Source organism: Ralstonia sp. R-29 (assembly GCF_049913345.1).
GTDB lineage: Bacteria > Pseudomonadota > Gammaproteobacteria > Burkholderiales > Burkholderiaceae > Ralstonia.
Genome location: NZ_CP184378.1, coordinates 1309393 through 1333176, shown reverse-complemented (window position 1 = coordinate 1333176; position 23784 = coordinate 1309393). Strand labels below are relative to the sequence as shown.

Here is a 23784-nt window from a genome sequence, read left to right as displayed (position 1 = left end):
CATGCAGAAGAACGGACCGATTGCCCTCGCGTTTCACACCCTGGTGGTGGCGTTCATGCTCGCGCCGCTGGTGATTGTCTGCCTGGTGGCGTTCACGCCGGAGAACACCATGCAGATTCCCACCACGGCGTTTTCGCTGCGCTGGTTCAAGGCGGTGTTTGCGCATCCGGATTTCATGCAGGCCTTCTACAACAGCGTGCAGCTTGCGTTGCTCTCGGCCTCCATTGCAACGGCGCTGGCCTTGCCGGCTGGCATCGCGCTCACGCGCTACCGATTTAGCGGGCGCGACTTCATCAATGGCATGCTGCTCTCGCCCGTCATCATTCCGCACCTGGTGTTGGGGATCGCCCTGCTGCGCCTATTTGCGCTGATGGGCGCCACGGGCAGTTTTACGTGGCTGGTGCTGGCGCATGTGGTGGTGATCACGCCGTACATCCTGCGGCTGGTGATTGCCTCGGTGGAGGGCATGGACTTCAGCGCAGAACATGCGGCGCAGTCGCTCGGGGCCTCCAACACGGTGGTGTTCCTGCGCGTGACCTTGCCACTCATCCTGCCCGGGGTGGCGGGCGGCTGGCTGCTCGCCTTCATCAACAGCTTTGATGAAGTGACCATGTCGGTGTTCGTGACCGCCCCTTCCACGGTCACGCTGCCCGTGCGCATCTACATGTACGCCACCGAATCGATCGACCCGATGATGGCCGCGGTCTCCGCGTTGATGATCCTGATCACCAGCGTCGGCATGCTGTTGATCGATCGCATCTACGGCCTGGACAAAGTGTTGGTGGGCAGCAAATGACGACAGATACCCCCGCCAAAAAAACGCCCGGCGCGCTGTTCTGCCGAGTCGCGGAAACCGGCCGCCGCGCTATCACATTCACGATCGATGGCGTACCGGCCCGCGCATTGGAAGGCGACACCGTGCTGACCGCCGTGCTCACCCAGCGCAGTGTGCTGCGGCATGCGGATTTTTCATCCGCCCCGCGCGCTGGCTTTTGCCTGATGGGCGCCTGCCAGGACTGCTGGGTCAGCACGGAATCCGGCGAGCGACTGCGCGCGTGTTCCACCCTGGCGAGCGAGGGCATGCGCATCGTCACCGACGGGAGCGAGTGCGCATGATGGCGACACCGCAAGTGGTCATCATCGGCGCGGGCCCGGCCGGTATCCGTGCGGCGCAGACGCTGGTGGCTCGCGGCCAGCGGCCGACCGTGCTCGATGAAGCGCCGGCGTGGGGCGGGCAGATCTACCGCCAGCAACCGCTGGGGTTCACACGTTCGCCCAGCACACTCTATGGTTTTGAAGCGAAGCGCGCGACGGGTGTGCATGCGGCCATGCGCGACATCCTCGACCAAGTCGACTATCGCCCAGGCCGGCTGGTCTGGAACGCTGAGGATGGCGTGGTTGATGCCATCCGCGATGGGCAGCCGGAGCGGGTGCCGTACACGCACCTGATTGTCGCCACGGGTGCGACGGATCGGGTGCTGCCGTTTCCCGGCTGGACCACGCCGGGCGTCTTCACGCTGGGCGCCGCGCAGATCGCGCTGAAGTATCAAGCCTGCGCGATTGGCGAGCGCGTGGTGTTTGCCGGCACCGGGCCGCTGCTCTACCTCGTGGCGTATCAGTACATGAAAGCCGGCGCGCATGTGGCAGCCGTGCTCGATACCACGCCGCTGCGCCAGCAAGCGAAGGCGGCTCCGCAGATGCTGCGCTTGCCAGCGCTGCTGGCCAAGGGCGTCTACTACCGCACGCGCCTGCGTTTGGCCGGAGTGCCCATCCGTACCGGTATTCGCATCGGCTCGGTGGAAGGCGTTGACCGTGTCGAACGTATCCACTGGAAAGAGGGCGACGCGCAACACAGCCTCGCTTGCGATGCCGTGGGCTTTGGTTATGCCTTGCGGCCGGAAAGCCAACTCGCCGATTTGCTTGGCTGCGCATTCGTGTTTGATCCGCTCAACCGTGCCTACGTCCCCCAGGTCGACGCAGCACGTCGCAGCAGCGTGACCGGCGTCTACCTGGCTGGAGACGGGGCCGGCATCATGGGCGCGGATGCGGCGGAGCTATCGGGTGAGCGGGCTGCGCTGGCCGTTCTCGAAGACTGCGGCAAGACGGTGGCGGCGGATCGTGTGGCGATCTTGGAAAACGCACTCGCCCGCATCGCCCGCTTTCGGGTGGCGCTGGAGCAGGCGTTTCCGTTTCCCGAAGACTGGACCAGCACCTGCGACGACACGTTGCTGCTGTGCCGCTGCGAGGAGATCACCGTCGGCGAGTTCCGTGCGGAGATCCAGCGCAACGGCCTGACTGAGATCAACCGAGCCAAGGCCTTCACCCGCGTGGGTATGGGCCGGTGCCAGGGGCGCATGTGCGGCGCCGCCGCGTGCGAGATTCTTGCGCATGCCGTGTCGAGGGACATCGCCGATGTGGGCCGGTTGCGTGCGCAGGCGCCCATCAAGCCGATCGCTTTCCTGCAACCGGAGGAGGCGACGCAATCATGAGCGGGGTCAAGCTGGACACCACCGTTGCGATTGTGGGCGGCGGCATCGTGGGGGCATCGGCGGCGCTGGCACTCGCGCGCATGGGGATTGCCGTGACGCTGGTGGAGCGCGATACGTGTGGCTCGCGCTCCAGCGGCGTGAACTATGGGGGCGTGCGCCGGCAGGGGCGGTCATTGGTGCAACTGCCGCTGTCGCAGCGCGCGCATCGCATCTGGGGACAGTTGCAACAGACCATCGGCATCGATGGCGAATACGAGCGCTCGGGGCACCTCAAGGTCGCGCGCAGCGAACAGGACATGGCCTCGCTCGAAGCGTATCGAGATCGCACGCGCGACTTCGATCTGGGTCTGCAACTGCTGAGTCGCGCACAACTGCGCAGCGCGTATCCGTGGCTGGGCGACATCGCGGTGGGGGCGTCGCTGTGCCCGGATGATGGTCATGCCAATCCGCGATTGGTGTCGCCAGCGTTTGCACGGGCGGCCCGCGAGGAAGGCGCGCAGATCATCGAGGGCGAACAGGTGGACGAACTCGCCCACGACGACCGCGGCTTCTGGCTACGCACGCGCAGTGGTCATGAGGTGCGCTCGCGCGTGCTGCTGAACTGCGCGGGTGCCTGGGCCAACGACATCGCCCGCATGTTCGGCGAGGAGGTCCCGATGATCAGCGCGCACCCCGCCATGACCGTCACCGAACCGCTACCGCTGTTCATGAACGTCAACGTCGGCGTGGAGGGCGGCGGTTTGTATGGCCGACAGGTCCGGCGGGGCAATTGCGTGATCGGCGGTGCGCGCGGCTATGCGTTGGATGACACGCGCGCACGCTCGGGCCGCAGCGCGATCTTCTCGGTGCTGGAGCAGGCGGTGGCGTTGTTTCCGGCGCTGCGCAATGCCCACATCATCCGCACCTGGAGCGGCACCGAAGGCTACCTGCCCGACCGCGAGCCCGTGCTCGGGCCAAGCCAGACCACGCCCGGCTTGATCCATGCATTCGGCTTTGCCGGGGCGGGCTTTCAGATTGGCCCGGCTGTCGGCGAGGTGCTGGCAGAACTGGTGCGCGACGGCGCAACCTCCACGCCAATCGATGCGTTTTCCATTGCACGTTTTCAACAAACCAGGCTTGGTGCTACGCACGCCGAGCCCTCTTTTCACGACTCTTAGGAGAATGGCGCATGAAACAGGGAAACCGCATCGGCATGATGAAGGTGGCAGTGGGCTGCGGCATTGCACTGGGCGCGCTGTCGTATCTGCCCAGCGTGTCGGCACAGAGCAAGACCTTGTACGTCGGCATGAACGGCGGCGTGATGGAGCGCACCTACGTTGACCACGTCTTTCCGGCATTCGAGAAAGAAAACAACGTGAAGGTGGTGGTGGTGCCCGGCACCTCTTCCGACATCCTGGCCAAGGTGCAGGCCACCAAGGACAAGCCGCAGATGCACCTCATCTTCCTGGATGACGGCGTGATGTACCGCGCCATCGGCATGGGCCTGTGCGACAAACTGGCCGACAGCCCCGAGCTGAAAGACATTCCTGCCAACGCGCGCATCAAGGGAAACATGGCTGCGGCCGTCAGCATCGGCATGACGGGCCTGGCTTACAACACGAAGATGTTCAAGGAGAAGGGCTGGACCGCGCCCACGTCGTGGCAGGACCTGGCCGACCCGAAGTTCAAGGGCAAGGTCATCTTCCAGTCGCTGCCGTCATCCACGTTCGGGCTGCATGCATTCCTGATGGTGAACCGGCTCAACGGCGGTACCGAAAGTAATGTGGAACCGGGCTTCAAGGCGTGGAAGACCGGCGTGGGGGCGAACGTTGGTGAGTACGTGGCCAATTCAGCCAAGCTTTCGGAGATGGTGCAGACCGGCGAGGCGGGGTTGTTCCCGTCCACCCCCACGCAGGTGATGGTGCTCAAGGGCAAGGGCCTGCCGGTGGAATACGCCCAGCCCAAGGAGGGCGCGGTGGCGTTGAACACCATGGAATGCGTGATCGCCAAGAATGACGAGCCCGCACTCGCGCAGAAGCTGGCGGCGTTCCTGCTGTCGCCCGGTGCGCAGGCCAAGGCGTTGCAAGGCGGCGCCAGCATCCCCGCCAACCCCAAGACGCCGCTGCCCGCTGACACCGATGCGCTGATCAAGCACGCGGTGGAGTACGCGCGCACGGCGGTGGTCATGGACTGGGACGTCATTAACGCGCAGCGCCCGGCCTGGAGTACGCGCTGGAATAAGACGGTCGAACGCTGAATCCACTACGCTGGAAACTCCGGCTCGCCGCGGTGACGTGGGCGAGCCGCAACCACCTCATCGGCATCATGAACACTTCCGACCTGCTCACTTCGCTTTCCATCCATGCACAGGCCAACGTGGCGCAAGGCCATGCGGTCACCTCGCCGATTGACGGTTCTGTGATCGGAACCGTGGCGTTTGTCAGCGCGCATGACGCCACTGCCGCCATCGACCGGGCCCATGCAGCGTTCCTCAAATGGCGCATGGTGCCTGCACCCGTACGCGGTGAGCTGGTGCGCCTGCTGGGCGTGCAGTTGCGCGAGCACAAAGAGACGCTCGGGCGACTCGTTACGTTGGAGGCGGGCAAGATCCTCTCGGAAGGGCTGGGTGAGGTGCAAGAGATGATCGACATCTGCGACTTTGCGGTCGGGCTGTCGCGCCAGCTTTACGGCTTGACCATCGCTTCGGAACGCGCCGGCCACCGCATGATGGAGACGTGGCATCCGGCGGGCCCGGTGGGGGTGATCTCTGCATTCAACTTTCCGGTGGCGGTGTGGGCGTGGAACAGCGCACTGGCGCTGGTGTGCGGCGACAGCGTGATCTGGAAGCCGTCGGAAAAGACGCCGTTGACGGCCATGGCCTGCCACGCGCTACTGCAGCAGGCGATTGCGGCGTTCGAGCGCACGCACCCCGGTGTGGCGCCGGCGGGTTTGCATGAGCTGCTGATTGGCGACCGCGAGGTTGGCGAGGTCTTGGCACGTTCTGAGAAGGTGCCGGTGGTCAGCGCCACGGGTAGCACGCGCATGGGCCGCGCAGTCGGCCAACTGGTGGCCGGCCGCTTTGGCCGCGCCGTTCTGGAACTAGGTGGTAACAACGCCATGATCGTCGCGCCCAGCGCTGATCTGGAACTCGCGGTGCGCGCCATCACCTTTGCCGCCGTGGGGACCGCAGGCCAGCGCTGCACGACGCTGCGTCGCCTGATCGTGCACGAGAGCGTGGCGGACACACTGGTGGACCGCCTGCAACGCATCTACGCATCGGTCGCGGTCGGGAACCCGCTGCAAGCCGATACGCTGGTCGGGCCGCTCATCGACGGCGCGGCTTTTGAAGCGATGCAATCGGCGCTGTCCCAGGCACGTGCCGAAGGTGGCGAGGTCTTCGGGGGTACACGCGTGCGAGAAGAACTGGGCGACCGGGCCTTCTACGTCACCCCGGCGCTGGTGCGCATGCCTGCGCAGAGCGCCGTCATGCAGCACGAGACGTTCGCCCCCATCCTCTACGTGCTGACCTATCGGAATTTTGACGAGGCGGTTGCGTTGCAGAACGGCGTGCCGCAAGGCTTGTCGTCCGCCATCTTCACGCGGGATCTGCAGGAGGCGGAAACCTTCCTGAGTGCAGCGGGCAGCGATTGCGGCATTGCGAACGTCAATATCGGGACCTCCGGCGCGGAGATCGGCGGCGCCTTCGGCGGCGAGAAAGAGACCGGTGGCGGGCGTGAATCGGGGTCCGATGCGTGGAAGGGCTACATGCGCCGCGCCACCAACACGATCAACTACAGCAACACGCTGCAGCTTGCGCAGGGCGTGCGGTTTGACGTGTGATGCCGCTGAGGCGATTGAATAGGTCCGGATATCCCGGATGAACGATTACCGGCGGACAGGAACATGTCGGTCTTCGTCGCGCACGCCTGCATCGATGCTGGAGGTAGCCCTGGTCAACGTACTCCCTTGACGACTAGGGCGTCGATTCTCGGACGCTGACTGACGGTGTCATCACAAACACGAGGATCGGGAAAAGCACGTTTTCCGTGTTCCGCTTTCTTATTTGTCACTGACCACCACGACTTCGATCTCATATTCGATCGCCCCACCTACTGTCGCGCTGATATTCCCATCCGAAAGAGATGTCTCCATATGCGAGCGGATGGCGTCTTCCACTGCTTGGCCTGCATGATCGATTGAAAGCGGCAAGTCGTCTCCCTTGATTTCAATCTTGATCTTCATGCGCTCTCCTTTTGCAGTATCCGCTGGGCGGTTAAAGCTGCTCGCCCCTGAATCGGGAGGCAAGATATTCCCCCATTCAGACGAGAAAATAGTGTGCTGCTGACCACCGTGCGATCAGATTGCACCGTCGCTCGATTTGATCGGCTTCGGGTCAGATATAAAAAATAATGTGGCTGCCGACATCTACTGTTCGCAGGAAATCTACAGATGTTGGGGGCTGCAAATATACGGGATTGGTGCCTCTCAAATAATGTTTGTGAAGATTTTTGAGAATGAAAAATTTACACCGCGACGAAATCTGCCAAATCTCGCACATTTTTTGTAATATATCGCGAACGTCATAAATCCACTGCGTTCGAAGCCGCCAGCGCTATCGAAAAAGAACGTAGTTAATGGCGCGTTCCACGGACCAAGTCATTCCCCAACAACGGCTTTTCATTGGCCCCGCAAGCGGGCTTCCATTGAATTTTGATAAGTGGGGCAACCGTCCTGTAGCGACGGCTGGCGTGCGTCGAGTATTTTCTGCAACCATTTTTCGGAGGGACATCTTGCTGTGCCCATTGTTGGATTCATGAAACAGGATCAAAAGCAGTTGCAGGTAAAAGAGCTTGTCCGAACGGGTAACCGTTACAAGGCGGCGGTTCGACCCTCGCCCGCGATGGCAACGACGGAGGTTTCCGTTCTCGACGGGGCACGTGGAATCGTCGGGTGCCTTGAGCAGCAGGACGTGTGGGGATAGTCCGATGCTCACCCTCTCGCTCGCTTTCATGGTGATTGCGCTTGCGGCCTACGTGCAAGCTTCGGTGGGGTTTGCCTATGCTCTGCTGACGGCGCCGCTACTGCAGTTGGTTGCACCGGCCTTAGTTCCTGGCCCCGTGCTATTGAGCTCGGCCGCACTATCTGGTCTGACCGCGTGGAGAGACCGCAAATGGCTCGATCGGCGCGGGGTGAGTCTGGCGCTGATGGGCCGCCTTCCTGGCGCGCTACTCGCTGGGCTCGCTGTCGGGCTGTTAGCTACACGTACCTATGATGTCGTGTGTGGCAGCCTGGTCATGGTTGCCACATGCTTAAGTTTCCGGGGCGGCGGCGTGCGGCCCACTCCCGTCGCTTTGGTCGGGGCGGGCTTTGCGTCCGGCTTCATGGGCACACTGACATCCGTTGGCGGCCCTCCGATGGCGCTGGTCTATCAGAACGCCAGTGGCCCCACGCTGCGGAGCACACTCAGTGCATTTTTCGCGATCGGGGCGACCATATCGATCGGGGTGCTGTCCGTCGCGGGTCGGTTCGGGTTGAAGGAGCTGCTCTGGGGAATTGCCATGTTCCCGCCATTGGCCGTGGGCTTCTACGCATCTCGATTTACGCGCGGTCGACTAGATGGAGCAAGATTGCGACCCATCCTGCTTTCCATCGCGGGACTATCGTCGCTGGCGCTTGTCATACGTGCGCTGTTCTTCTGAAGACTCGGGAGCCGTTGAGCAAACGGTACCCGCAGGGGAACCTTTTGGCCCGGGGTGAAGACGTTTCCAGAATTCACTGCCTCGTCGAGGTTCAAGGTCTTCTGCCCGGTTGGAGCGATGTCCCCTGCAACGCATCCCCCCCACCGTTCTGACCACACATTCCTTTGGAAACTCTCCTCCAGATTTTGGCTTATCTGTCATGGTTGACAAAAATATCAGTTATGACTAAATTCCGCTTGCTCGCGGCGGAACTGGCACCATCAACGGGCGGTTGCTGTGCGGTCAAAAGGCGGATAGCGCACGCGGTTTAGCTGCCGCGTCAATCTGCGACTGCACCTGCGAGCCTTGTTAGAGGTGCTTATGGACCATTTCGAGAGCTTGCGGCTCTTTCGTACGATCGTCGAAGTCAAAAACTTCAGGCGCGCGGGGCAGATGTTCGGGGTATCGCCGTCGGTTGTATCGCGAGCGATGACTTCCTTGGAAGAGCGGCTCGGCGCGCGCCTCTTCCACCGATCCACCAAGCAGTTTTCGCTGACGGACGCGGCGCACCGCTTCTACGACGGGTGCTGCCGTGTGCTCGACGATCTGGATGGCCTGGAATCCGACGCACGCAGCCAGGGGCATCTGCCGGTCGGCGTCTTGCGGCTCGTTGCGCATACCACTGCAACGTCGAGGTGGCTTGCGCCGCTGGTGGCATCGTTCAAGCGCAAGAACCCGAACGTCATGGTTGAGGTGACCTTGGTGGAGGGCGCCGTCGATCTGGCAACCGAGGGCTACGACATCGGCTTGGTATTGCCGTTCATGTTGGCCACCGACTTGGCTGTGACGCGGCTGCTGCATCGCTTGCCGTTGGCGGTTGTGGCGACACCGCACTACCTGGACGCGCGTGGGCGCCCGTGTCACCCGGCCGATCTGGCCGACCATGTCTTCGTCACCGTGCCGCCTTCCGTGCACAAGCCCATCGTGACGTTCAGCACGGATGGGGCGCCGCTGGTGGTTCCGCTGCGGTATGAAATTGCCTCGAACAACGCCGCATTCAACCGTGAAGTCGTGCTGGCAGGACTTGGCATGGGGCTGTTGCCATTGGCACTGGTGGAAGACGATCTGCGCGAAGGGCGCCTCGTCCGGTTGGTGGGTGAACACGACATCCTGGATACCGCAGCGGAGGTTCGCCTCGCCTACATGAGCCGAACGCTGGTGCCCGCCAAAGTCAGGGCTTTCATTGACCATGCCGTCGCGTACTTCGAGGAGCGGTGAGATGCGGGGACCGTCTTCTCGGGCGAGCACTGTTGCCTATTGCGAACGGTGCAATGTCCATCATCAAGGTAGCGCGCGCGGTTCGAAAACGCCGATGTCCACCCTGATACGGCGCCAAGCCTGGCTATGGGGACTTGTTGCGTTGGCAATCGGTGGACTCATGTGGGCGCTGCGGCCGGTGCTGACGCCGTTCCTGCTGGGCGCGCTCATTGCCTACATGCTGCAGCCGGGGGTGGAGTGGTTGGCGCGACACCGCGTGCCTCGGTGGCTCGCCGCGCTGGCGATGATCCTCTGCTTTGCGGCGCTGGCGGCGCTGCTCGTCACGCTCATGTTCGCCGTCGTCCAGACCGAAGGTCCGCAACTCCAGGCAAAAATTCCCGTGTTGCTTGCCAACCTGAATGCCTGGCTGCAGCCAAAGCTGGCCGTTTTGGGGCTTGGCGTCGACCTGGATTTGGCGCATCTGCGCGATCTGCTGTCCGCGCCGCACTCTGGGGGCGATGGCAACTCTGTCCTCGCCGTCTGGCAATACCTGTGCACCAGCGGCAACGCGATGCTGACCGTGATCGGTAACGTGGTACTGGTGCCGCTGGTGCTGTTCTATCTGCTCTACGACCGGCACCAGATGTTTCGGCGCATGGAAAGCCTGATCCCCCGTCGGTGGCTTGCCAGGACGCGGGCGTTCGTCATCGACATTGACCGGATGCTGTCGCAATACCTGCGCGGGCAGCTTCTGGTGATGGTCGTCCTGGCTGCGTTTTACCCCATCGCCTTGACGCTGGCTGGCTTCGACATTGCCTTGCCGCTGGGCCTGTTCACTGGCTTGGCGGTGTTCATCCCTTATGTGGGATTTGCCGCTGGCCTGGCGCTCGCCATGTTGGCCGCCGTGCTGCAGTTTGGCGATCTGTATGGCATCGGCGCTGTTGCTGTGGTGTATGGCCTGGGTCAGATCCTTGAGAACGTCTTCCTTACGCCGCGCCTGATTGGCGAGCGCATTGGCTTGCACCCGTTGGCCGTGATCTTTGCGCTGCTGGCCTTTGGCCACCTGTTCGGATTCTTTGGGGTGCTGCTGGCGTTGCCTGCCAGCGCCATTCTTGCGGCAGCGCTACGGGCGTTGCGTCACCGCTACCTCGCGAGCGCGCTCTATCAAACCTGATCGATGCGTGCCCTCGCCGCGTGTCGCAAGGGCTTAGGCTGGGGCGGGGGTGTTGACGTCCGTGACTGTTGGCAGCGGCAGTTGCGCGATGCGTTCCGCCTCCGCGCCTTTCACCCCCAGCGCCTGGAGTACGAAGACGGCCGCACGCTCGGCCAGACGCTCCACCCGAACGGCCGCCGCTGGGTGGCCACGCTCAGGAGCGGCCGCGGTTGTCGAAAAGTGCAGCTCCGCCGCAACGCCGGCAAGCACGGTCCCAATCACAGAAAGCACGCTTGTCAGCGGATCTGCCACGACAAAACGCTTGGCGGCAAGGCCGCGCTTGCTGTCACGTAGCAGGCGCAGGCCGAGGCCGCGCGTCAGGGCGCGTGTAGAGATGCCTTCCCGCATCAGCAGCCGGCCCCAAACCGGTTCGCGCTGCGCCCGCAGCAAGGTGTGACGGACCGAGATGGCGATGATCTCGGCCGGGTCCGTCACACCATGCGCAACCCCATCCAGCCGGTCGGCGAAGTCTTCAAACGCCCAGTCGATGAGGGCGGCGAAGAGCCCTTCCTTCGATTCGAAGTGGTTGTAGAACGAGCCGAAGCCCACATCGGCGGCTTCGGTGATCTCACTGATCGAGACGCACTCGATGCTTTTTTCAGACAGCAGCGCCAACGCCGCGTGAAGCAGGCGCGCCCGTGTTTCTTGTTTGCGCCGCGTGCCGCGCCGCTGGCGGCGGCCTTCTGCCACGCGATTCATGAGGTTCCGCATAGGGATCCGAAGAGTGTGTTCACAGGTGGATGATAGTGGATTGCGTCATAGTTGACAATGTTATCAGTTATGAGTTTAATGTCGTCCGTAGGGTCGATCAGGGTGAATTGCCCTGAGTAGGACGCGGTGATGGGGCAAGCGCCCGGCGACAAAGGCCAGAGAGCCGTCCGCCATTGGCTTGCCAGCTGAATGCAGCCCATTTGCCGAGAAGTGGTTCCTGAACGCCGTGGAGACAGGCGACTCGCGTACCCGACATCCGAGTTCCGTTACGCGTTACCCGAGGGCTGATCGCGCAGAAGAGGCGCGGCCCCGGAATGCGCGTGACCCATTGTTCGTTAGGCCATCACTTGCTTGGAAACATCGTGAAATATCCCGGTCGTCAAGCGCGAACGACAGCGCGCCCCCAACTGTCCGTCGTCGGGCGTTCCAAACGCGCGCCTGTTGTCATTGCCGCCTGCTGCGCTGTGTTGCTGGCGGGCTGTCACCACAGTGAAACCCTTGTCGCGGCACCCAAGCCGGTCGTTGCGCTGACGCTGCATCCAGACGGCAACGCCGTCGCGAACACATTGCCCGGGCAGGTGCAGGCGCGGTATTCCACGCCGCTGTCGTTCCGTGTTGGCGGCAAAGTGGTCGAGCGCCGCGTGCGCATCGGCGATACCGTCAAGGAAGGGCAGGTGCTGGCGATGCTGGATCAGGCAGATCTGCGCAACGATCTGGCCAATGCCCGCGCGCAACTGGAAGCCGCAGAACATCGGCTGGTCTATGCCAAGCAACAGCTGGACCGTGACCGTGCGCAGTCGCAGGCGAACCTGATTGCGCCGGCGCAGATGGAGCAGACGCAGGACGCCTATGCCTCCGCGCTTGCGCAACGCGATTCCGCACGGGCACAAGCCACACTCGTGGGCGATCGCCTGCGCTACGCCACGCTGGTGGCAGACCACGACGGCGTCATCACGTCGGAGGATGCCGACACCGGCCAGAACGTCCAGGCGGGCCAATCGATCTATCACCTCGATTGGACGGGCGACGTCGACATCGTTTGCGATGCCCCGGAGCGTGCGCTGTCCTCCCTCACCGTTGGCAGCACGGCGCGCGTGAGCCTGCCGGCCGTGCCCTCGCAAACCTTTGAGGCGCGCGTGCGCGAGGTCTCGCCCGCGGCCGATCCGCAAAGCCGTACGTGGCGCGTCAAGCTGTCGCTCGCGGCGCCAAGCGCTGCGGTGCGCATGGGCATGACCGCCAATATCGCTTTCGATGCCAAGGGCGATGCGGTGGCTGCGCATCCGTTCAAGCTGCCGGTGACCGCACTGTTCCACCGCGGCGAAGAGCCTGCGGTCTGGGTGGTACGCGCGAACACGGATACGTTGGAGCTGCGCCCGGTCACCATCGCGCGTTACGACGAACGTAGTGTGCTGGTCGCTTCCGGCTTGCGCGATGGCGATCGCGTGGTGATGCAGGGCGTGCACGCCGTCAATGCCGGGCAACACGTGCAAGTGGTTGCGCCCCTGCGCCCTGAGGACTTTGCATCATGAGTGCGGGCGATCGCGAAATCGTGCAGGGCGCCGAGCAGGTGGCGACGTCTGCATCCCCGGCGGACGAGGGCGGCTTCAACCTGTCGGCCTGGGCCCTGCGCCACCAGCAGCTGGTGATCTTCCTGATCGGGCTGGCGACGCTGTTTGGCGTCATTGGCTACACGCATCTTGCGCAGTCAGAAGATCCGCCGTTCACGTTCCGGACGATGGTGATCCAGACCTACTGGCCCGGCGCCACCGCGCGCGAAGTCCAGGAGCAGATCACCGACCGCATCGGGCGCCAGCTGCAGGCCGCGCCGTATGTCGACAACATCAAGAGCTACTCGCGCCCTGGCGAGTCGATGATCTTCTTCGCCATGAAGGACTCCGCCCCCGTCAAGGACGTGCCGGAGACCTGGTATCAGGTGCGAAAGAAGGTGGGCGACATCCGCGCGAACTTGCCCAAGGGCACGGTCGGACCGTTCTTCAATGACGAGTTTGGTGATGTCTACACGAATATCTACGCCCTGGAAGGCGACGGCTTCTCGCCCGCGCAACTGCACGACTATGCAGACAAGCTGCGTACCGTGCTGCTGCGTGTGCCTGGCGTCGCCAAAGTGGACTACTTTGGTGATCCGGCTGAACACGTCTTCATCGAAATCTCCAACGCGCAACTGACGCGGCTTGCCATCACGCCGCAGCAGATCGCACAGGCGATCGACGCACAGAACACCGTGGCACCGGTCGGCACCATCACGACTGCTGACGACCGCGTGTTCGTGCGGCCCACCGGCGCGTTCAAGGATGTGCAGGCGCTGTCCGACATGCTGATCACCGTGAACAAGCGCTCGTTCCGGTTGGGCGACATCGCCAAGATCACGCGCGGCTATGACGACCCGCCCGTCACGCAGATGCGCACGAACGGCCACGCCGTGCTGGGCATTGGCGTCACGATGCAGAAGGGCGGCGACGTGATCGACCTCGGCAAGGCGCTCGACGCCACGGCGGGCGAGCTGCAGGCGACGCTGCCGGCAGGGCTGAAGTTGGCGCCGGTCGCCAGCATGCCGCATGCCGTCAAGCACTCCGTCGACGAATTCGTGCGCTCGGTGGGCGAAGCCGTGGCGATTGTGCTGGTGGTCAGCCTGGTATCGCTGGGCTTGCGTACGGGCATGGTTGTGGTGATCTCCATCCCGATCGTGCTGGCCATCACGGCGTTGTGCATGCACATGTTTGGCATCGGGCTGGACAAGGTTTCACTAGGCACGCTGGTGCTTGCGCTCGGGCTTCTGGTGGACGACGCCATCATTGCCGTCGAGATGATGGCTGTGAAGCTGGAGCAAGGGTGGAGCCGCATGCGCGCCGCAGCTTTTGCCTACTCCAGCACGGCATTCCCGATGCTGACCGGCACGCTGGTGACGGTGTCTGGCTTCTTGCCCATCGCGCTGGCCAAGTCGAGCACGGGTGAGTACACACGCTCGATCTTCGAGGTGTCCGCCATCTCGCTGATCGTGTCGTGGTTCGCCGCCGTGGTCCTGGTGCCGCTGCTGGGCTATCACATGCTGCCGGAGCACAAGAACGGCGCTGCCGAGCATGGTCATGAGCACGATATCTACAACACCGGCTTCTATCAGCGTCTGTCCGGCTGGATCTCGTTCTGCATCGAGCGTCGCTGGGCGGTCCTGGGTGTGACGGCCGTGCTGTTTGCACTAGGCATGGCAGCGTTCACCCGTGTTCCGCAGCAGTTTTTCCCAAATTCGGAGCGGCCTGAGTTGCTGGTGGATCTGCGCTTGCCGGAGGGGGCTTCGTTTGATGCCACACTGCGCGAGGCAAAGCGCCTGGAGAAAGCCCTGGATGGCCGAAAAGAGATCGAACACTTTGTCGACTACGTCGGCACCGGTGCGCCGCGCTTCTATCTGCCGCTGGACCAGCAGCTTCAGCAGCCGAACTTTGCACAGTTCGTGATCACCGCCAAGAATGTGGAAGAGCGCGATGCACTGTCGCGTTGGCTCAACGCCACGCTGGAGAAGGACTTCTCCGGTGTCCGAACCCGTGTCGCCCAGCTTGAGAACGGCCCGCCCGTAGGCTTCCCGATCAAGTTCCGTGTGAGCGGTGACGACATTGCTACCGTACGCAACATCGCCGACAAGGTGGCCGAGAAGGTACGTGCCGATGCCCGCACCCAGAACGTGCAGTTCGACTGGGATGAACCGGCAGAACGTTCGATGTCGTTCGAGATCGACCAGATCAAGGCGCGGCAGCTCGGCGTGACGTCGGAGGATGTCTCCAACTTCCTGGCCATGACGCTGTCTGGCTATACGGTGACGCAGTATCGCGAGCGCGACAAGCTGATCAACGTCGATCTGCGGGCACCGAAGACGGAACGTGTCGACCCCGCCAAGCTCGCTGGCTTGGCAATGCCGACGCCCAATGGTCCGGTACCGCTCGGCGCGCTTGGGCACGTGCAGAACAAGCTGGAGTACGGCGTGATCTGGGAACGTGACCGCCAGCCGACCATCACGGTGCAGGCCGACGTGCGCGGCAACGCGCAAGGCATTGGCGTGACGCGTGACATCGATCAGGCACTCGCCGCTGAACGCGCCAAGCTGCCTGTGGGCTATCGCATCCAGATCGGCGGGGCGGTGGAAGAGAGCGTGAAGGGCCAGACGTCGATCAATGCCGAGATGCCGCTGATGATCATTGCCGTGCTGACGCTGCTGATGATCCAGCTCAAGAGCTTCTCGCGCACGTTCATTGTCGTGTTGACCGCACCGCTGGGCCTGATTGGCGTGGTGACTGCGCTGCTGCTGTTCGGCAAGCCATTCGGGTTCGTGGCGTTGCTTGGGGTGATCGCCATGTTCGGCATCATCATGCGCAACTCCGTGATCCTGGTGGACCAGATCGACCAGGACATTGCGGCGGGCCAAAAACGCTTCGACGCCATCATCGGCGCCACCGTGCGGCGCTTCCGGCCCATCATGCTCACGGCCGCTGCGGCAGTGCTGGCGCTGATTCCGCTGCTGCGCTCGGGCTTCTTCGGGCCGATGGCCACCGCGCTGATGGGCGGTATCACCATCGCCACGGTCCTGACCATCTTCTTCCTGCCGGCGCTGTATGCCGCGTGCTTCAAGGTCCGCCCGGACGAACGGGAACTGCCTGCGGCCGGCAACGCAGCCCTGGAGAATTGATCATGAAACGCTCTCGTATGACGTGCGCGCTTGCCGCAGCGTCGATCCTCGCACTCACGGCATGCTCCTTGGCGCCGACCAGCACGCCGCCTGCCGTGCCCTCGCCGGATCACTACGGCATGACCACGCCACCTGCAAAGACGGTGGAAGCGGCAGGCGTTGCCCAGCAGTTTGATGTGGGGGCGGCGCCGGTGCCGCAATGGTGGAAGCTCTATCGCTCCGATGCGCTGAACGCGTTGGTGGAAGAGGGGTTGCGCAACAACCCCACGCTGGCCGCAACGCAAAAGACCCTATCCGCCGCGCAGGAGGAACTGCGTGCACAGGTAGGTGCATCGACGCTGCCGTCCCTCGATGCCGGGGCGCAGGTCGCGCGCCAACGCACGCCAAACCTGACGGGCGTGGGGCCCGAGGCGCTGCGTTACAACGTGTTCGTTGGGCAATTGCAGGCGCATTACACGTTCGACCTGTTTGGTGCGACCCGCTATGCCAATGCCGCGAGCGCGGCGCGGGTGGACGTGCGCGGCTGCGAACTGGAGGCGGCACGACGTGCGCTCGCCGCGAATATCGTCGGCACGGTGATCAACGCAGCAGCGCTGGATGAGCAGATTGCATTGACGGAACGCCTTGTTGTGGTGGCAGACGCGACGGCGCGCGATAGCCAGCGGCGGTATGAGCTGGGGGCGCTGTCGCATGCGCAGGCGCTGGCTTCGACGCAAAGCGCCGCATCGCTGGCCGCGACGCTGCCGCAGTTGCGTCAACAGCGCGCGGTGTCCATCCACGCACTGGCGGTGTTGCTGGGCCGCACGCCGGATGCAGCGCCTGCCGTTCCGGAGTTCGGCAGCCTTTCTCTGCCGAACCAGGTGCCTGTTGCCGTGCCGTCGGATCTGCTGCGTGCTCGCCCGGATATCCGCGCCGCTGCCGCTGCGGTCAAGGCTGCGTCAGCAGATGCGGGCGAGGCCACCGCACAGCTTTTCCCGAGCCTGTCGCTCACCGCCGCGCTGGGCCGCGGTGGGTTGAGCTGGCCGGCACTGCTGTCCGGTGCGGGTGGATTGTGGGCGGTGGGCGCGGGGCTATCGCAGCCCATCTTCCACGGTGGCGCATTGATGGCGCACCGCCGGGCGACGCTCGAGCTGTATGACGCAACGGTACTGCAATACAAGTCGGCCGTGCTGTCGGCATTCGAGAACGTTGCCGATACGCTCGCCGCATTGGAGAACGATGCGCAGACGCTCGCTTCCGCCGAAGTGGCATCGGCAGCAGCGCGTACCGCGTTCAAGGAGACCGCATCGCGCCGTCGTTTGGGAGCGTTGCCCGCATCCGCGGAGCAGTCGAGCGAGCAGCAGTACCTGAACGCACAGCTCGACACCGTGCGTGCCACCAGCCGGCGCATGAGCGACACGGCTGCGTTGCTGCAGGCCATGGGTGAACTGCCCGCTAACACCGATCAGACGATCGCCAAAGACTGACATTGCCTTTGGATAGGCCCGGCCTCTACGCCCCAAGCGTGGAGTGCCGCGCTTCGCCTGCAATAGGCCATTCCCATGGAATCCGCCCACCTGATTGCCTGTCATGAATGCGACCGCGTGTTTCGGCGGCCGCCACTGTTGGATGGCTTGCACGTCCGATGCTCGCGTTGTGCGAACGACCTGAGCGGCGCCCATTACGCCCGCCCGACACTCGACTTCACCTGCGCCATGGCGGTTGCGGCGCTCATTGCGTTGGCGATCGCACAATGCTTCCCGATCATTGCGCTCAAGGCGCAGGGCATGGCATCGCAGGCCACGTTGCTTGACGCAGTGTCTTCCCTATGGGCAGGGCAAATGCACATCGTGGCTGCGGTCGTGTTCTTTACGACCACGCTGTTTCCTGCGATGGAATTGCTCGCGTTGCTTTACGTGTTGCTTCCCTTGCGCGCGTGCACTGTGCCTCCTGGTTTTCGCCGCGTCATCCGGTTTCTTCAATGGCTCCGGCCTTGGGGAATGATCGAAGTGTTCATGCTGGGCGTGCTCGTCACGACAGTGAAAATGGTCAGCCTCGCGCGGGTCATTCCTGGTGCCGGCCTGTTTGCATTCGGCGCGTTGACGATGCTGTTGGCGCTAGTTTCGCGGTTCGATCCGCACAGGCTCTGGCACGCCTGCGATGAGATCGAGGCACCGGACGGTGCGACGCCGTCTGCCGCATTGCGAGCTGACGCAGTGAAGGCGGTCTCCGCAAAACAGGCCGGGCTGGTTGTCTGCCACACCTGCGGCAGCGTGCAACCGCTTCACGATGGCGAAGCACACCAAAGGTGCAGTCGTTGCCATACGGCCCTGCACGAACGCCGTCCCGCCAGCATTTCACGAACCGCCGCATTGCTGCTGGCGGCCGCGCTGCTTTACATCCCCGCCAATCTGCTGCCGGTCATGCACAGCACCTCACTCGGCCGCTCAGAAGACGACACCATCCTCAGCGGGGTGGCGTACTTCTGGACTTCCGGCGATTGGGGCCTGGCTGCCGTCGTCTTTATTGCCAGCGTGGTGGTACCGATGCTCAAGCTCGCCATTCTGGCGCTGCTGGTATTCGCGGCACATCGGCGCTCCACCTGGCGCCCGCACGAAAGGACTCGGCTCTATCGCCTGGTCGAACGCATCGGCCGGTGGTCGATGCTCGATGTGTTCGTGGTGGCGCTCACGGTTGCGCTGGTGCACTTCGGTTCCTTCGCCGTCATCACCGCTGGCCCGGGCGCACTGGCCTTTGGCGCGGTGGTGATCCTCACCATGATCGCCTCCATGCAGTTCGACCCCCGGCTGATCTGGGACCCCGTTCCCGACGACGCCGAATCCGCGCAAGACGATGCCTGAACGGATTCCGTCCACAACATTCGTCCGCCACATTCTCTTTTCACGCAATGCGTCCTATCGATCTACCCCTTCCCGAGATCACGCCCCGGCGGCGCTGGCTTCCCTCACTGGTCTGGCTCGTGCCGCTGATTGCGGCCTTGATCGGGCTCGCGCTGGTCGCCAAGACCATCGCCGAGAAAGGCCCGGCCGTGACCGTTACCTTTGCCAATGCCGAAGGCCTTGAGGCCGGCAAGACGAAGGTGAAGTACAAGGACGTCGAAATCGGCACGATTCAAGCCATCTCACTGACCCCGGATCTCAAGCGGGTGATGGTGAAAATCCAGCTGGCGCGCGAAGCCGAGCGCTTTGCAACCAAGGACACCCGGTTCTGGGTGGTCCGGCCACGCGTGGGCGCGAGCGGCATTTCCGGGCTGGGCACGTTGCTTTCCGGCGCGTACATCGGCGTGGATATCGGTCGCTCCAAAGACAGTCAGACCCAGTTCGTGGGGCTGGAGAGTCCGCCCTCTGTCACCACCGATCAACAAGGGCGTCAGTTCTCGCTGCACGGCGATTCGCTCGGGTCCGTTGATATTGGTGCGCCGGTGTTCTATCGCCATCTGCAAGTGGGGCAGGTGGTGGGCTTTGCGCTGGACAAGCAAGGCGGGGGCGTGCAGGTGAAGGTGTTCGTGAACGCGCCCTACGACAAGTACGTCGGCACCAACACGCGCTGGTGGCACGCCAGCGGGGTGGACCTGCGGCTCGACTCCAGCGGGCTGAAGCTGAACACGCAGTCGCTTGCCACCGTCATCGTCGGCGGCCTGGCGTTCCAGTCGCCGCAGGGCCAGGCGGATGGGCCTCCGCCGCCGGATAGCACCGTGTTCCAGCTGGCATCCGATGAAGCAGACGCCATGCGCGAGCCCGACGGTGCGCCGCTGACTGTGGTCATGCGATTCAACCAGTCGCTGCGTGGGTTGTCTGTCGGCGCGCCGGTGGATTTGCGTGGCATTGCGCTGGGCAACGTCACGGACATCGGCATCGAATACGACGAGACGGGCAAAACATTCAGCATGCGGGTTGTGATGGCGCTGTATCCGTCGCGGCTCAGCCGGCGCAGCAACACATCGCTTCCGGCACCTGATACGCCGGGCGGGCATGAAATGCTGCAGCACTTGGTCATGCAGGGGCTGCGCGGGCAGCTTCGCATGGGCAACCTGCTGACGGGCCAGCTGTACGTGGCACTCGACATGTTCCCTAAGGCGCCGCGCGCGACGGTCGATGTTCATCGCTCGCCGGTGGAGTTGCCGACGGTTCCGAATTCGCTCGATGAATTGCAGGTGCAGCTTGCCGACATCGCGAAGAAGCTCAACCAGGTGCCCTTCGACAAGATCGGCAACAACCTGAACGGCGCGCTCGACAATGCAAACCGCCTGTTCGGTCATCTGGATACGGAAGTGGTGCCGCAGGCGCGGGACACGCTGGCGTCCGCCCAGCAGACGTTCAACGCAGCACAGGCGACCTTGCGACAGGACTCGCCGCTCCAGTCGGATGTGCACGAGGCAATGCAGGAGCTGACGCGCACGCTTCAATCGCTCAATGCGCTGACGGACTATCTGGAGCGTCACCCGGAATCGCTGCTGTTCGGCAAGAAAGGAGATGCGCGGTGAGTTTGTTCTGCTTCCCGCTGTGCCGCGTGTTGATCGGTGTGGCCGCTTGTGTCGCCCTGGCGGCATGTAGCTCCCCGCCGGCGCGTTTCCATCGCTTGGTAGCCGCTGATGAGGCTGCGGTGGCGGCACCCGCATCGACGTTGCTTGTTGACGTGCTGCCAGTGCGTGTTCCGCCATCAGTGGCGGGCAGGCGGCTGGTGGTGCAGCGCAGCTCAGGCCAGGTCGACGTGCTGGAGATGGACCGCTGGGCGTCGCCCTTGGCCGATGAGATCCGTGCGGCGCTGTCGTCGGGGCTGGCGTTGCGGACCAGCGCGGTAGACCCGCAAGGCCTTCTCTATGGTGGAAAACGCCCGGTTTACCGGGTGGCCGTGGATGTACAGCGGTTTGATACGTGGCCCGGCTCGCATGTCTTGATTGACGCCGTCTGGACGATTCGCACGGCGGAAGATCGCCCAATGCTGACGTGCCGCAGTGTCGTCCGCGAAAACGTGCCCACAGGCATTGACGGCGTGGTGCAGGGCCAGCGGAGTGCCTTGAACGCGCTGGCTTCGCAGATGGCGGAGCCTCTACTGGCTTACGCTGCCGCACCATCAGAGGCGGCGCGGTCGATGCCAGGTTGCCTGGATTCGTCGGCCAGTATGTTGGCCATGTGAGTTTGGTCGATCAGCGGGCGCCGCAGCGCCGCTGATCAGATCAGCTTGCGCTGTCTGCAATTTCCACGACGGGCAACGGTCGGGCGGCCACCTTCTCGGCCTCCGCGCGTTTGATCCCCAGCGTTTGGAGCAGCACCGCTGCCGTGCGTTCAGGGAAATGCTCGCCCGTAAAGCCAAGCGCCTTGATGATGTCGGGAGCCGGCGCACCGGGCGCCAGAAAGTTGAGCTCTGCCGAGATGGCAGTGAGCACCGTGCCGCCGACCGACAGGAAGCCGATGAGCGGATCCGCCACGACAAACCGTTTCGCCGCGATGCCGCGCTCGATATCGCGCAGCAGGCGCTGGCCGAGGCCATGCGTCAGCACGCGCGCCGAGAAGCCCTCGCGGATGAGAAACCGCCCCCACACCGGCTCGCGCCGTGCCCGAACCAGCGTATGCCGCACCGACACGGAAATGATCTCCGCAGGGTCGGATAGCCCTTCCGTCACCTTGTCGAGCGAATCGGCGAACTCTTCAAACACCGAGCTCACCAGCGCGGCGTAGATGGCTTCCTTCGATTCGAAGTGGTTGTAGAACGAGCCGAAACCGACGTCCGCCGCCTCGGTAATTTCGTTGATGGCCACACCTTCCATGCCGCGATCGGCCATGAGCCGCAGTGCGGCATCCAGCAGCCGTGCACGTGTTTCCCGCTTGCGCCGTGCGCCACGTGGTTCGCGTTCCTCAACGGTAGGCGCCGGAGGGGCAGGCGTCTTTGTGGTGGCGCGCTTCGGGGTTCGGCGAGTCTCGGTGGTGGCCATGGTGGTCTGCAGTCCTTGTTGTGGCTGCAATTATAGATTCGAATGTCGATATTGACAAAATCATCAGCGATGACTTTAATGTCAAAAAAAAGGCGGAAGAAGCCTGACAAGACGTAGACAAACACACGGAGTAGCGGTGGAGACAAAAGCACATGCGCGTGCCAGTTCACGCGTTGCGGATGGCGCACGCCCCCACGGGGCGGGCGAGTTGCCATCTGAGGTAGACATCCTTGTCGTGGGGCTTGGCCCCGTCGGCGCCATGGTGGCCAATCTGCTGGCGCGTCATGGCGTGAGCGTGATGGTGATCGACAAGGCGCCCGACATCTACATGGCCCCGCGTGCCATTGCGCTGGATAACGAAGCCCTGCGCATCCTGCAACAGGCAGGGATCGGCGAGGGCGATTTCGAAACAGTGGCCATTCCGCATGTCCGCATGCATTCGCCGTGGCTCGGCGAATTCGGCCGGGTCAACACGCTGGGCAGCCTGGATGGTCATCCGAAGCTCGTCACGTTCTATCAGCCGGATCTGGAGCGCTGCCTGCGCGCACGCTTGGCGGCACACGATGGCGTACACATCGCGCTGGGCACCACGCTGCTCAGCGTCACCAATCTGCCGGATTGCGTGTTGGCCTCACTCGATGTCGGGCAAGGGCAGGTACACCAGGTCCGTGCCCGCTACGTGGTGGGGGCTGACGGCGCAAGCTCGCTGGTGCGCCATCTGATCGGCCAGGAATTCCGGGGCACGACGTACGCGGAGGACTGGCTCATTGTCGACGCCCGTCATGTTCCCAAGCCGATCGACCACGTTGAATTTCTCTGCGACCACCGTCGTCCTACGCCACACATGGTTGCCCCAGGCGCGCGCGAGCGTTGGGAGTTCATGCTCCAGCCGGGCGAGCGCCGCGAAGACATGGAGTCGGACAGCCGTATCCGTGCATTGCTGGCACCGTGGACGGACGTTGACAGCATCACGATCGAACGCAAGGCGGTCTATCGCTTTCATGCCCGAACCGTCGACCGGTTCAGCGTTGGCCGCGTGTTTCTTGTCGGTGACGCAGCACACATTACGCCGCCATTTGTCGGCCAAGGGCTGGTCGCCGGGCTGCGAGACGCTGCCAACTTGAGCTGGAAGCTGGCCTGGGTGCTGCAAGGGCGGGCGGATGCACGCATTCTCGACAGCTACGACGAGGAACGCCGCCCGCATGCGAAAGCCATGATCAATCTCGCGCGGTTCATGGGCAAGCTGGTGATGCCGCGCAGTGCCGCGATCGCGCTGTTGACGCACGGCCTGATGCGCTTGACCCGGCTCGTGCCTGGTCTGCGGTCGCAGTTTGAAGAGTTGCGCATCAAGCCGAAGAACGCGTTCAAGACCGGGCTTTTCGTCAAAGGCTGCTCGTCGACCAAGCTGACGCGCGGCGGCGTGATCCCGCAGGGCTGGATCAGGAATGCGGAGGGGCGCACGTGCCTGAGCGACGACGTGCTCGGCCACAGCTACACGCTCGTCAGTTTTGGCGGCGACGCCAGCACGGCGCTGGAGCCCGCAACGGCTGCGGCGTTCGAACGCCTAGGCGGTGCGTTCGTCCAGATCGCGCATCGAGGGCAGCGTCTGCATCGTGAGGCGTCCGGTGTGTGGGAAGACATCAACGGCACGTTTCTTCCCGACGCGGTACCTGTTGGCTGGGCGGCCGTCGTGCGCCCAGATCGCACGGTGGTCCACGACGGGCCCGTCGCCGAGGCAGACCGCCTCGTTCGCGAGAGCCTGGCGCTGCTGGGTAGCGAACCTGCGCCAGTCCCCGCAACTGCCGCCGCCGTTCAATCCGCTTGAGTGTCCT

The 23784-nt window shown here is 63.6% G+C and carries 19 protein-coding genes; 16 read left to right on the top strand and 3 right to left on the bottom strand.

Annotated features, from left to right (window positions below):
- Position 1: 1 nt before the first annotated feature.
- The 6 genes from ACN9M1_RS23165 (at position 2) to ACN9M1_RS23140 (ending at position 6308) form a co-directional block, all read left to right on the top strand.
- On the top strand, positions 2–796 hold the full coding sequence (locus ACN9M1_RS23165) for an ABC transporter permease (RefSeq protein ID WP_426399189.1): 795 nt from the start codon (positions 2–4) through the stop codon (positions 794–796).
- Positions 793–1116 carry a (2Fe-2S)-binding protein gene (locus tag ACN9M1_RS23160; RefSeq protein WP_426399188.1) on the top strand — a complete coding sequence of 108 codons (324 nt, stop codon included), beginning with the start codon at positions 793–795 and terminating at the stop codon, positions 1114–1116. The genes ACN9M1_RS23165 and ACN9M1_RS23160 overlap by 4 nt, the downstream gene beginning before the upstream one ends.
- Positions 1116–2489, top strand: a complete 1374-nt coding sequence (locus ACN9M1_RS23155; RefSeq protein WP_426400712.1) for an FAD-dependent oxidoreductase — start codon at positions 1116–1118, stop codon at positions 2487–2489. The genes ACN9M1_RS23160 and ACN9M1_RS23155 overlap by 1 nt, the downstream gene beginning before the upstream one ends.
- A complete protein-coding gene (locus ACN9M1_RS23150; protein WP_426399187.1) occupies positions 2486–3646 on the top strand; it encodes an NAD(P)/FAD-dependent oxidoreductase in 1161 nt (386 codons plus the stop codon). Before ACN9M1_RS23155 ends, ACN9M1_RS23150 begins: the two co-directional genes overlap by 4 nt.
- Before the next feature lie 11 nt (positions 3647–3657).
- Positions 3658–4725 carry an extracellular solute-binding protein gene (locus tag ACN9M1_RS23145; protein WP_426399186.1) on the top strand — a complete coding sequence of 356 codons (1068 nt, stop codon included), beginning with the start codon at positions 3658–3660 and terminating at the stop codon, positions 4723–4725.
- 68 nt (positions 4726–4793) lie between these two features.
- The gene (locus tag ACN9M1_RS23140; protein ID WP_426399184.1) at positions 4794–6308 is read left to right on the top strand and encodes an aldehyde dehydrogenase family protein; all 1515 of its coding nucleotides are present in this window, start codon (positions 4794–4796) and stop codon (positions 6306–6308) included.
- A gap of 219 nt (positions 6309–6527) precedes the next feature.
- On the opposite strand, the gene ACN9M1_RS23135 is transcribed toward ACN9M1_RS23140, so the two are convergent.
- Positions 6528–6710 (bottom strand): hypothetical protein, encoded by a 183-nt coding sequence (locus ACN9M1_RS23135; protein WP_426399182.1) that lies wholly within the window; start codon positions 6708–6710, stop codon positions 6528–6530.
- A gap of 743 nt (positions 6711–7453) precedes the next feature.
- Between ACN9M1_RS23135 and ACN9M1_RS23130 the strand changes: the two genes are divergently transcribed.
- From ACN9M1_RS23130 to ACN9M1_RS23120, 3 genes are all read left to right on the top strand, one after another.
- On the top strand, positions 7454–8167 hold the full coding sequence (locus ACN9M1_RS23130) for a TSUP family transporter (RefSeq protein WP_426399181.1): 714 nt from the start codon (positions 7454–7456) through the stop codon (positions 8165–8167).
- A gap of 360 nt (positions 8168–8527) precedes the next feature.
- On the top strand, positions 8528–9424 hold the full coding sequence (locus tag ACN9M1_RS23125) for a LysR family transcriptional regulator (RefSeq protein WP_426399179.1): 897 nt from the start codon (positions 8528–8530) through the stop codon (positions 9422–9424).
- A 94-nt stretch (positions 9425–9518) separates the two neighbouring features.
- Positions 9519–10577, top strand: a complete 1059-nt coding sequence (locus ACN9M1_RS23120) for an AI-2E family transporter (protein WP_426399178.1) — start codon at positions 9519–9521, stop codon at positions 10575–10577.
- A 33-nt stretch (positions 10578–10610) separates the two neighbouring features.
- On the opposite strand, the gene ACN9M1_RS23115 is transcribed toward ACN9M1_RS23120, so the two are convergent.
- A complete protein-coding gene (locus ACN9M1_RS23115) occupies positions 10611–11327 on the bottom strand; it encodes a TetR/AcrR family transcriptional regulator (RefSeq protein ID WP_426399176.1) in 717 nt (238 codons plus the stop codon).
- Between the two features lie 362 nt (positions 11328–11689).
- Here ACN9M1_RS23115 and ACN9M1_RS23110 point away from each other — a divergent pair, with 362 nt between their 5' ends.
- From ACN9M1_RS23110 to ACN9M1_RS23085, 6 genes are all read left to right on the top strand, one after another.
- Entirely contained in the window at positions 11690–12856 is a 1167-nt protein-coding gene (locus tag ACN9M1_RS23110; protein ID WP_426399175.1) for an efflux RND transporter periplasmic adaptor subunit, read from the top strand.
- On the top strand, positions 12853–16020 hold the full coding sequence (locus ACN9M1_RS23105; RefSeq protein ID WP_426399174.1) for an efflux RND transporter permease subunit: 3168 nt from the start codon (positions 12853–12855) through the stop codon (positions 16018–16020). The genes ACN9M1_RS23110 and ACN9M1_RS23105 overlap by 4 nt, the downstream gene beginning before the upstream one ends.
- 2 nt (positions 16021–16022) lie before the next feature.
- Positions 16023–17486, top strand: coding sequence for an efflux transporter outer membrane subunit (locus tag ACN9M1_RS23100; RefSeq protein ID WP_426399173.1), 1464 nt, complete (start codon positions 16023–16025; stop codon positions 17484–17486).
- Between the two features lie 75 nt (positions 17487–17561).
- A complete protein-coding gene (locus ACN9M1_RS23095; protein WP_426399172.1) occupies positions 17562–18860 on the top strand; it encodes a paraquat-inducible protein A in 1299 nt (432 codons plus the stop codon).
- A 47-nt stretch (positions 18861–18907) separates the two neighbouring features.
- Entirely contained in the window at positions 18908–20503 is a 1596-nt protein-coding gene (locus ACN9M1_RS23090; RefSeq protein WP_426399171.1) for an intermembrane transport protein PqiB, read from the top strand.
- On the top strand, positions 20500–21156 hold the full coding sequence (locus ACN9M1_RS23085; protein WP_426399170.1) for a PqiC family protein: 657 nt from the start codon (positions 20500–20502) through the stop codon (positions 21154–21156). Before ACN9M1_RS23090 ends, ACN9M1_RS23085 begins: the two co-directional genes overlap by 4 nt.
- Positions 21157–21196: 40 nt before the next feature.
- Here ACN9M1_RS23085 and ACN9M1_RS23080 read toward each other — a convergent pair whose 3' ends face one another.
- Complete coding sequence (locus tag ACN9M1_RS23080; protein WP_426399169.1) at positions 21197–21952, bottom strand: TetR/AcrR family transcriptional regulator; 756 nt, start codon at positions 21950–21952, stop codon at positions 21197–21199.
- A gap of 259 nt (positions 21953–22211) precedes the next feature.
- Here ACN9M1_RS23080 and ACN9M1_RS23075 point away from each other — a divergent pair, with 259 nt between their 5' ends.
- Positions 22212–23777 (top strand): bifunctional 3-(3-hydroxy-phenyl)propionate/3-hydroxycinnamic acid hydroxylase, encoded by a 1566-nt coding sequence (locus ACN9M1_RS23075; RefSeq protein WP_426400711.1) that lies wholly within the window; start codon positions 22212–22214, stop codon positions 23775–23777.
- Positions 23778–23784: the final 7 nt, after the last annotated feature.

Coding starts and splice junctions, on each gene's coding strand:
- ACN9M1_RS23165 (WP_426399189.1), top strand. CDS start 2: ATGCAGAAGAACGGACCGATTGCCCTCGCGTTTCACACCCTGGTGGTG.
- ACN9M1_RS23160 (WP_426399188.1), top strand. CDS start 793: ATGACGACAGATACCCCCGCCAAAAAAACGCCCGGCGCGCTGTTCTGC.
- ACN9M1_RS23155 (WP_426400712.1), top strand. CDS start 1,116: ATGGCGACACCGCAAGTGGTCATCATCGGCGCGGGCCCGGCCGGTATC.
- ACN9M1_RS23150 (WP_426399187.1), top strand. CDS start 2,486: ATGAGCGGGGTCAAGCTGGACACCACCGTTGCGATTGTGGGCGGCGGC.
- ACN9M1_RS23145 (WP_426399186.1), top strand. CDS start 3,658: ATGAAACAGGGAAACCGCATCGGCATGATGAAGGTGGCAGTGGGCTGC.
- ACN9M1_RS23140 (WP_426399184.1), top strand. CDS start 4,794: ATGAACACTTCCGACCTGCTCACTTCGCTTTCCATCCATGCACAGGCC.
- ACN9M1_RS23135 (WP_426399182.1), bottom strand. CDS start 6,710: ATGAAGATCAAGATTGAAATCAAGGGAGACGACTTGCCGCTTTCAATC.
- ACN9M1_RS23130 (WP_426399181.1), top strand. CDS start 7,454: ATGCTCACCCTCTCGCTCGCTTTCATGGTGATTGCGCTTGCGGCCTAC.
- ACN9M1_RS23125 (WP_426399179.1), top strand. CDS start 8,528: ATGGACCATTTCGAGAGCTTGCGGCTCTTTCGTACGATCGTCGAAGTC.
- ACN9M1_RS23120 (WP_426399178.1), top strand. CDS start 9,519: ATGTCCACCCTGATACGGCGCCAAGCCTGGCTATGGGGACTTGTTGCG.
- ACN9M1_RS23115 (WP_426399176.1), bottom strand. CDS start 11,327: ATGCGGAACCTCATGAATCGCGTGGCAGAAGGCCGCCGCCAGCGGCGC.
- ACN9M1_RS23105 (WP_426399174.1), top strand. CDS start 12,853: ATGAGTGCGGGCGATCGCGAAATCGTGCAGGGCGCCGAGCAGGTGGCG.
- ACN9M1_RS23100 (WP_426399173.1), top strand. CDS start 16,023: ATGAAACGCTCTCGTATGACGTGCGCGCTTGCCGCAGCGTCGATCCTC.
- ACN9M1_RS23095 (WP_426399172.1), top strand. CDS start 17,562: ATGGAATCCGCCCACCTGATTGCCTGTCATGAATGCGACCGCGTGTTT.
- ACN9M1_RS23090 (WP_426399171.1), top strand. CDS start 18,908: ATGCGTCCTATCGATCTACCCCTTCCCGAGATCACGCCCCGGCGGCGC.
- ACN9M1_RS23080 (WP_426399169.1), bottom strand. CDS start 21,952: ATGGCCACCACCGAGACTCGCCGAACCCCGAAGCGCGCCACCACAAAG.
- ACN9M1_RS23075 (WP_426400711.1), top strand. CDS start 22,212: ATGGTGGCCAATCTGCTGGCGCGTCATGGCGTGAGCGTGATGGTGATC.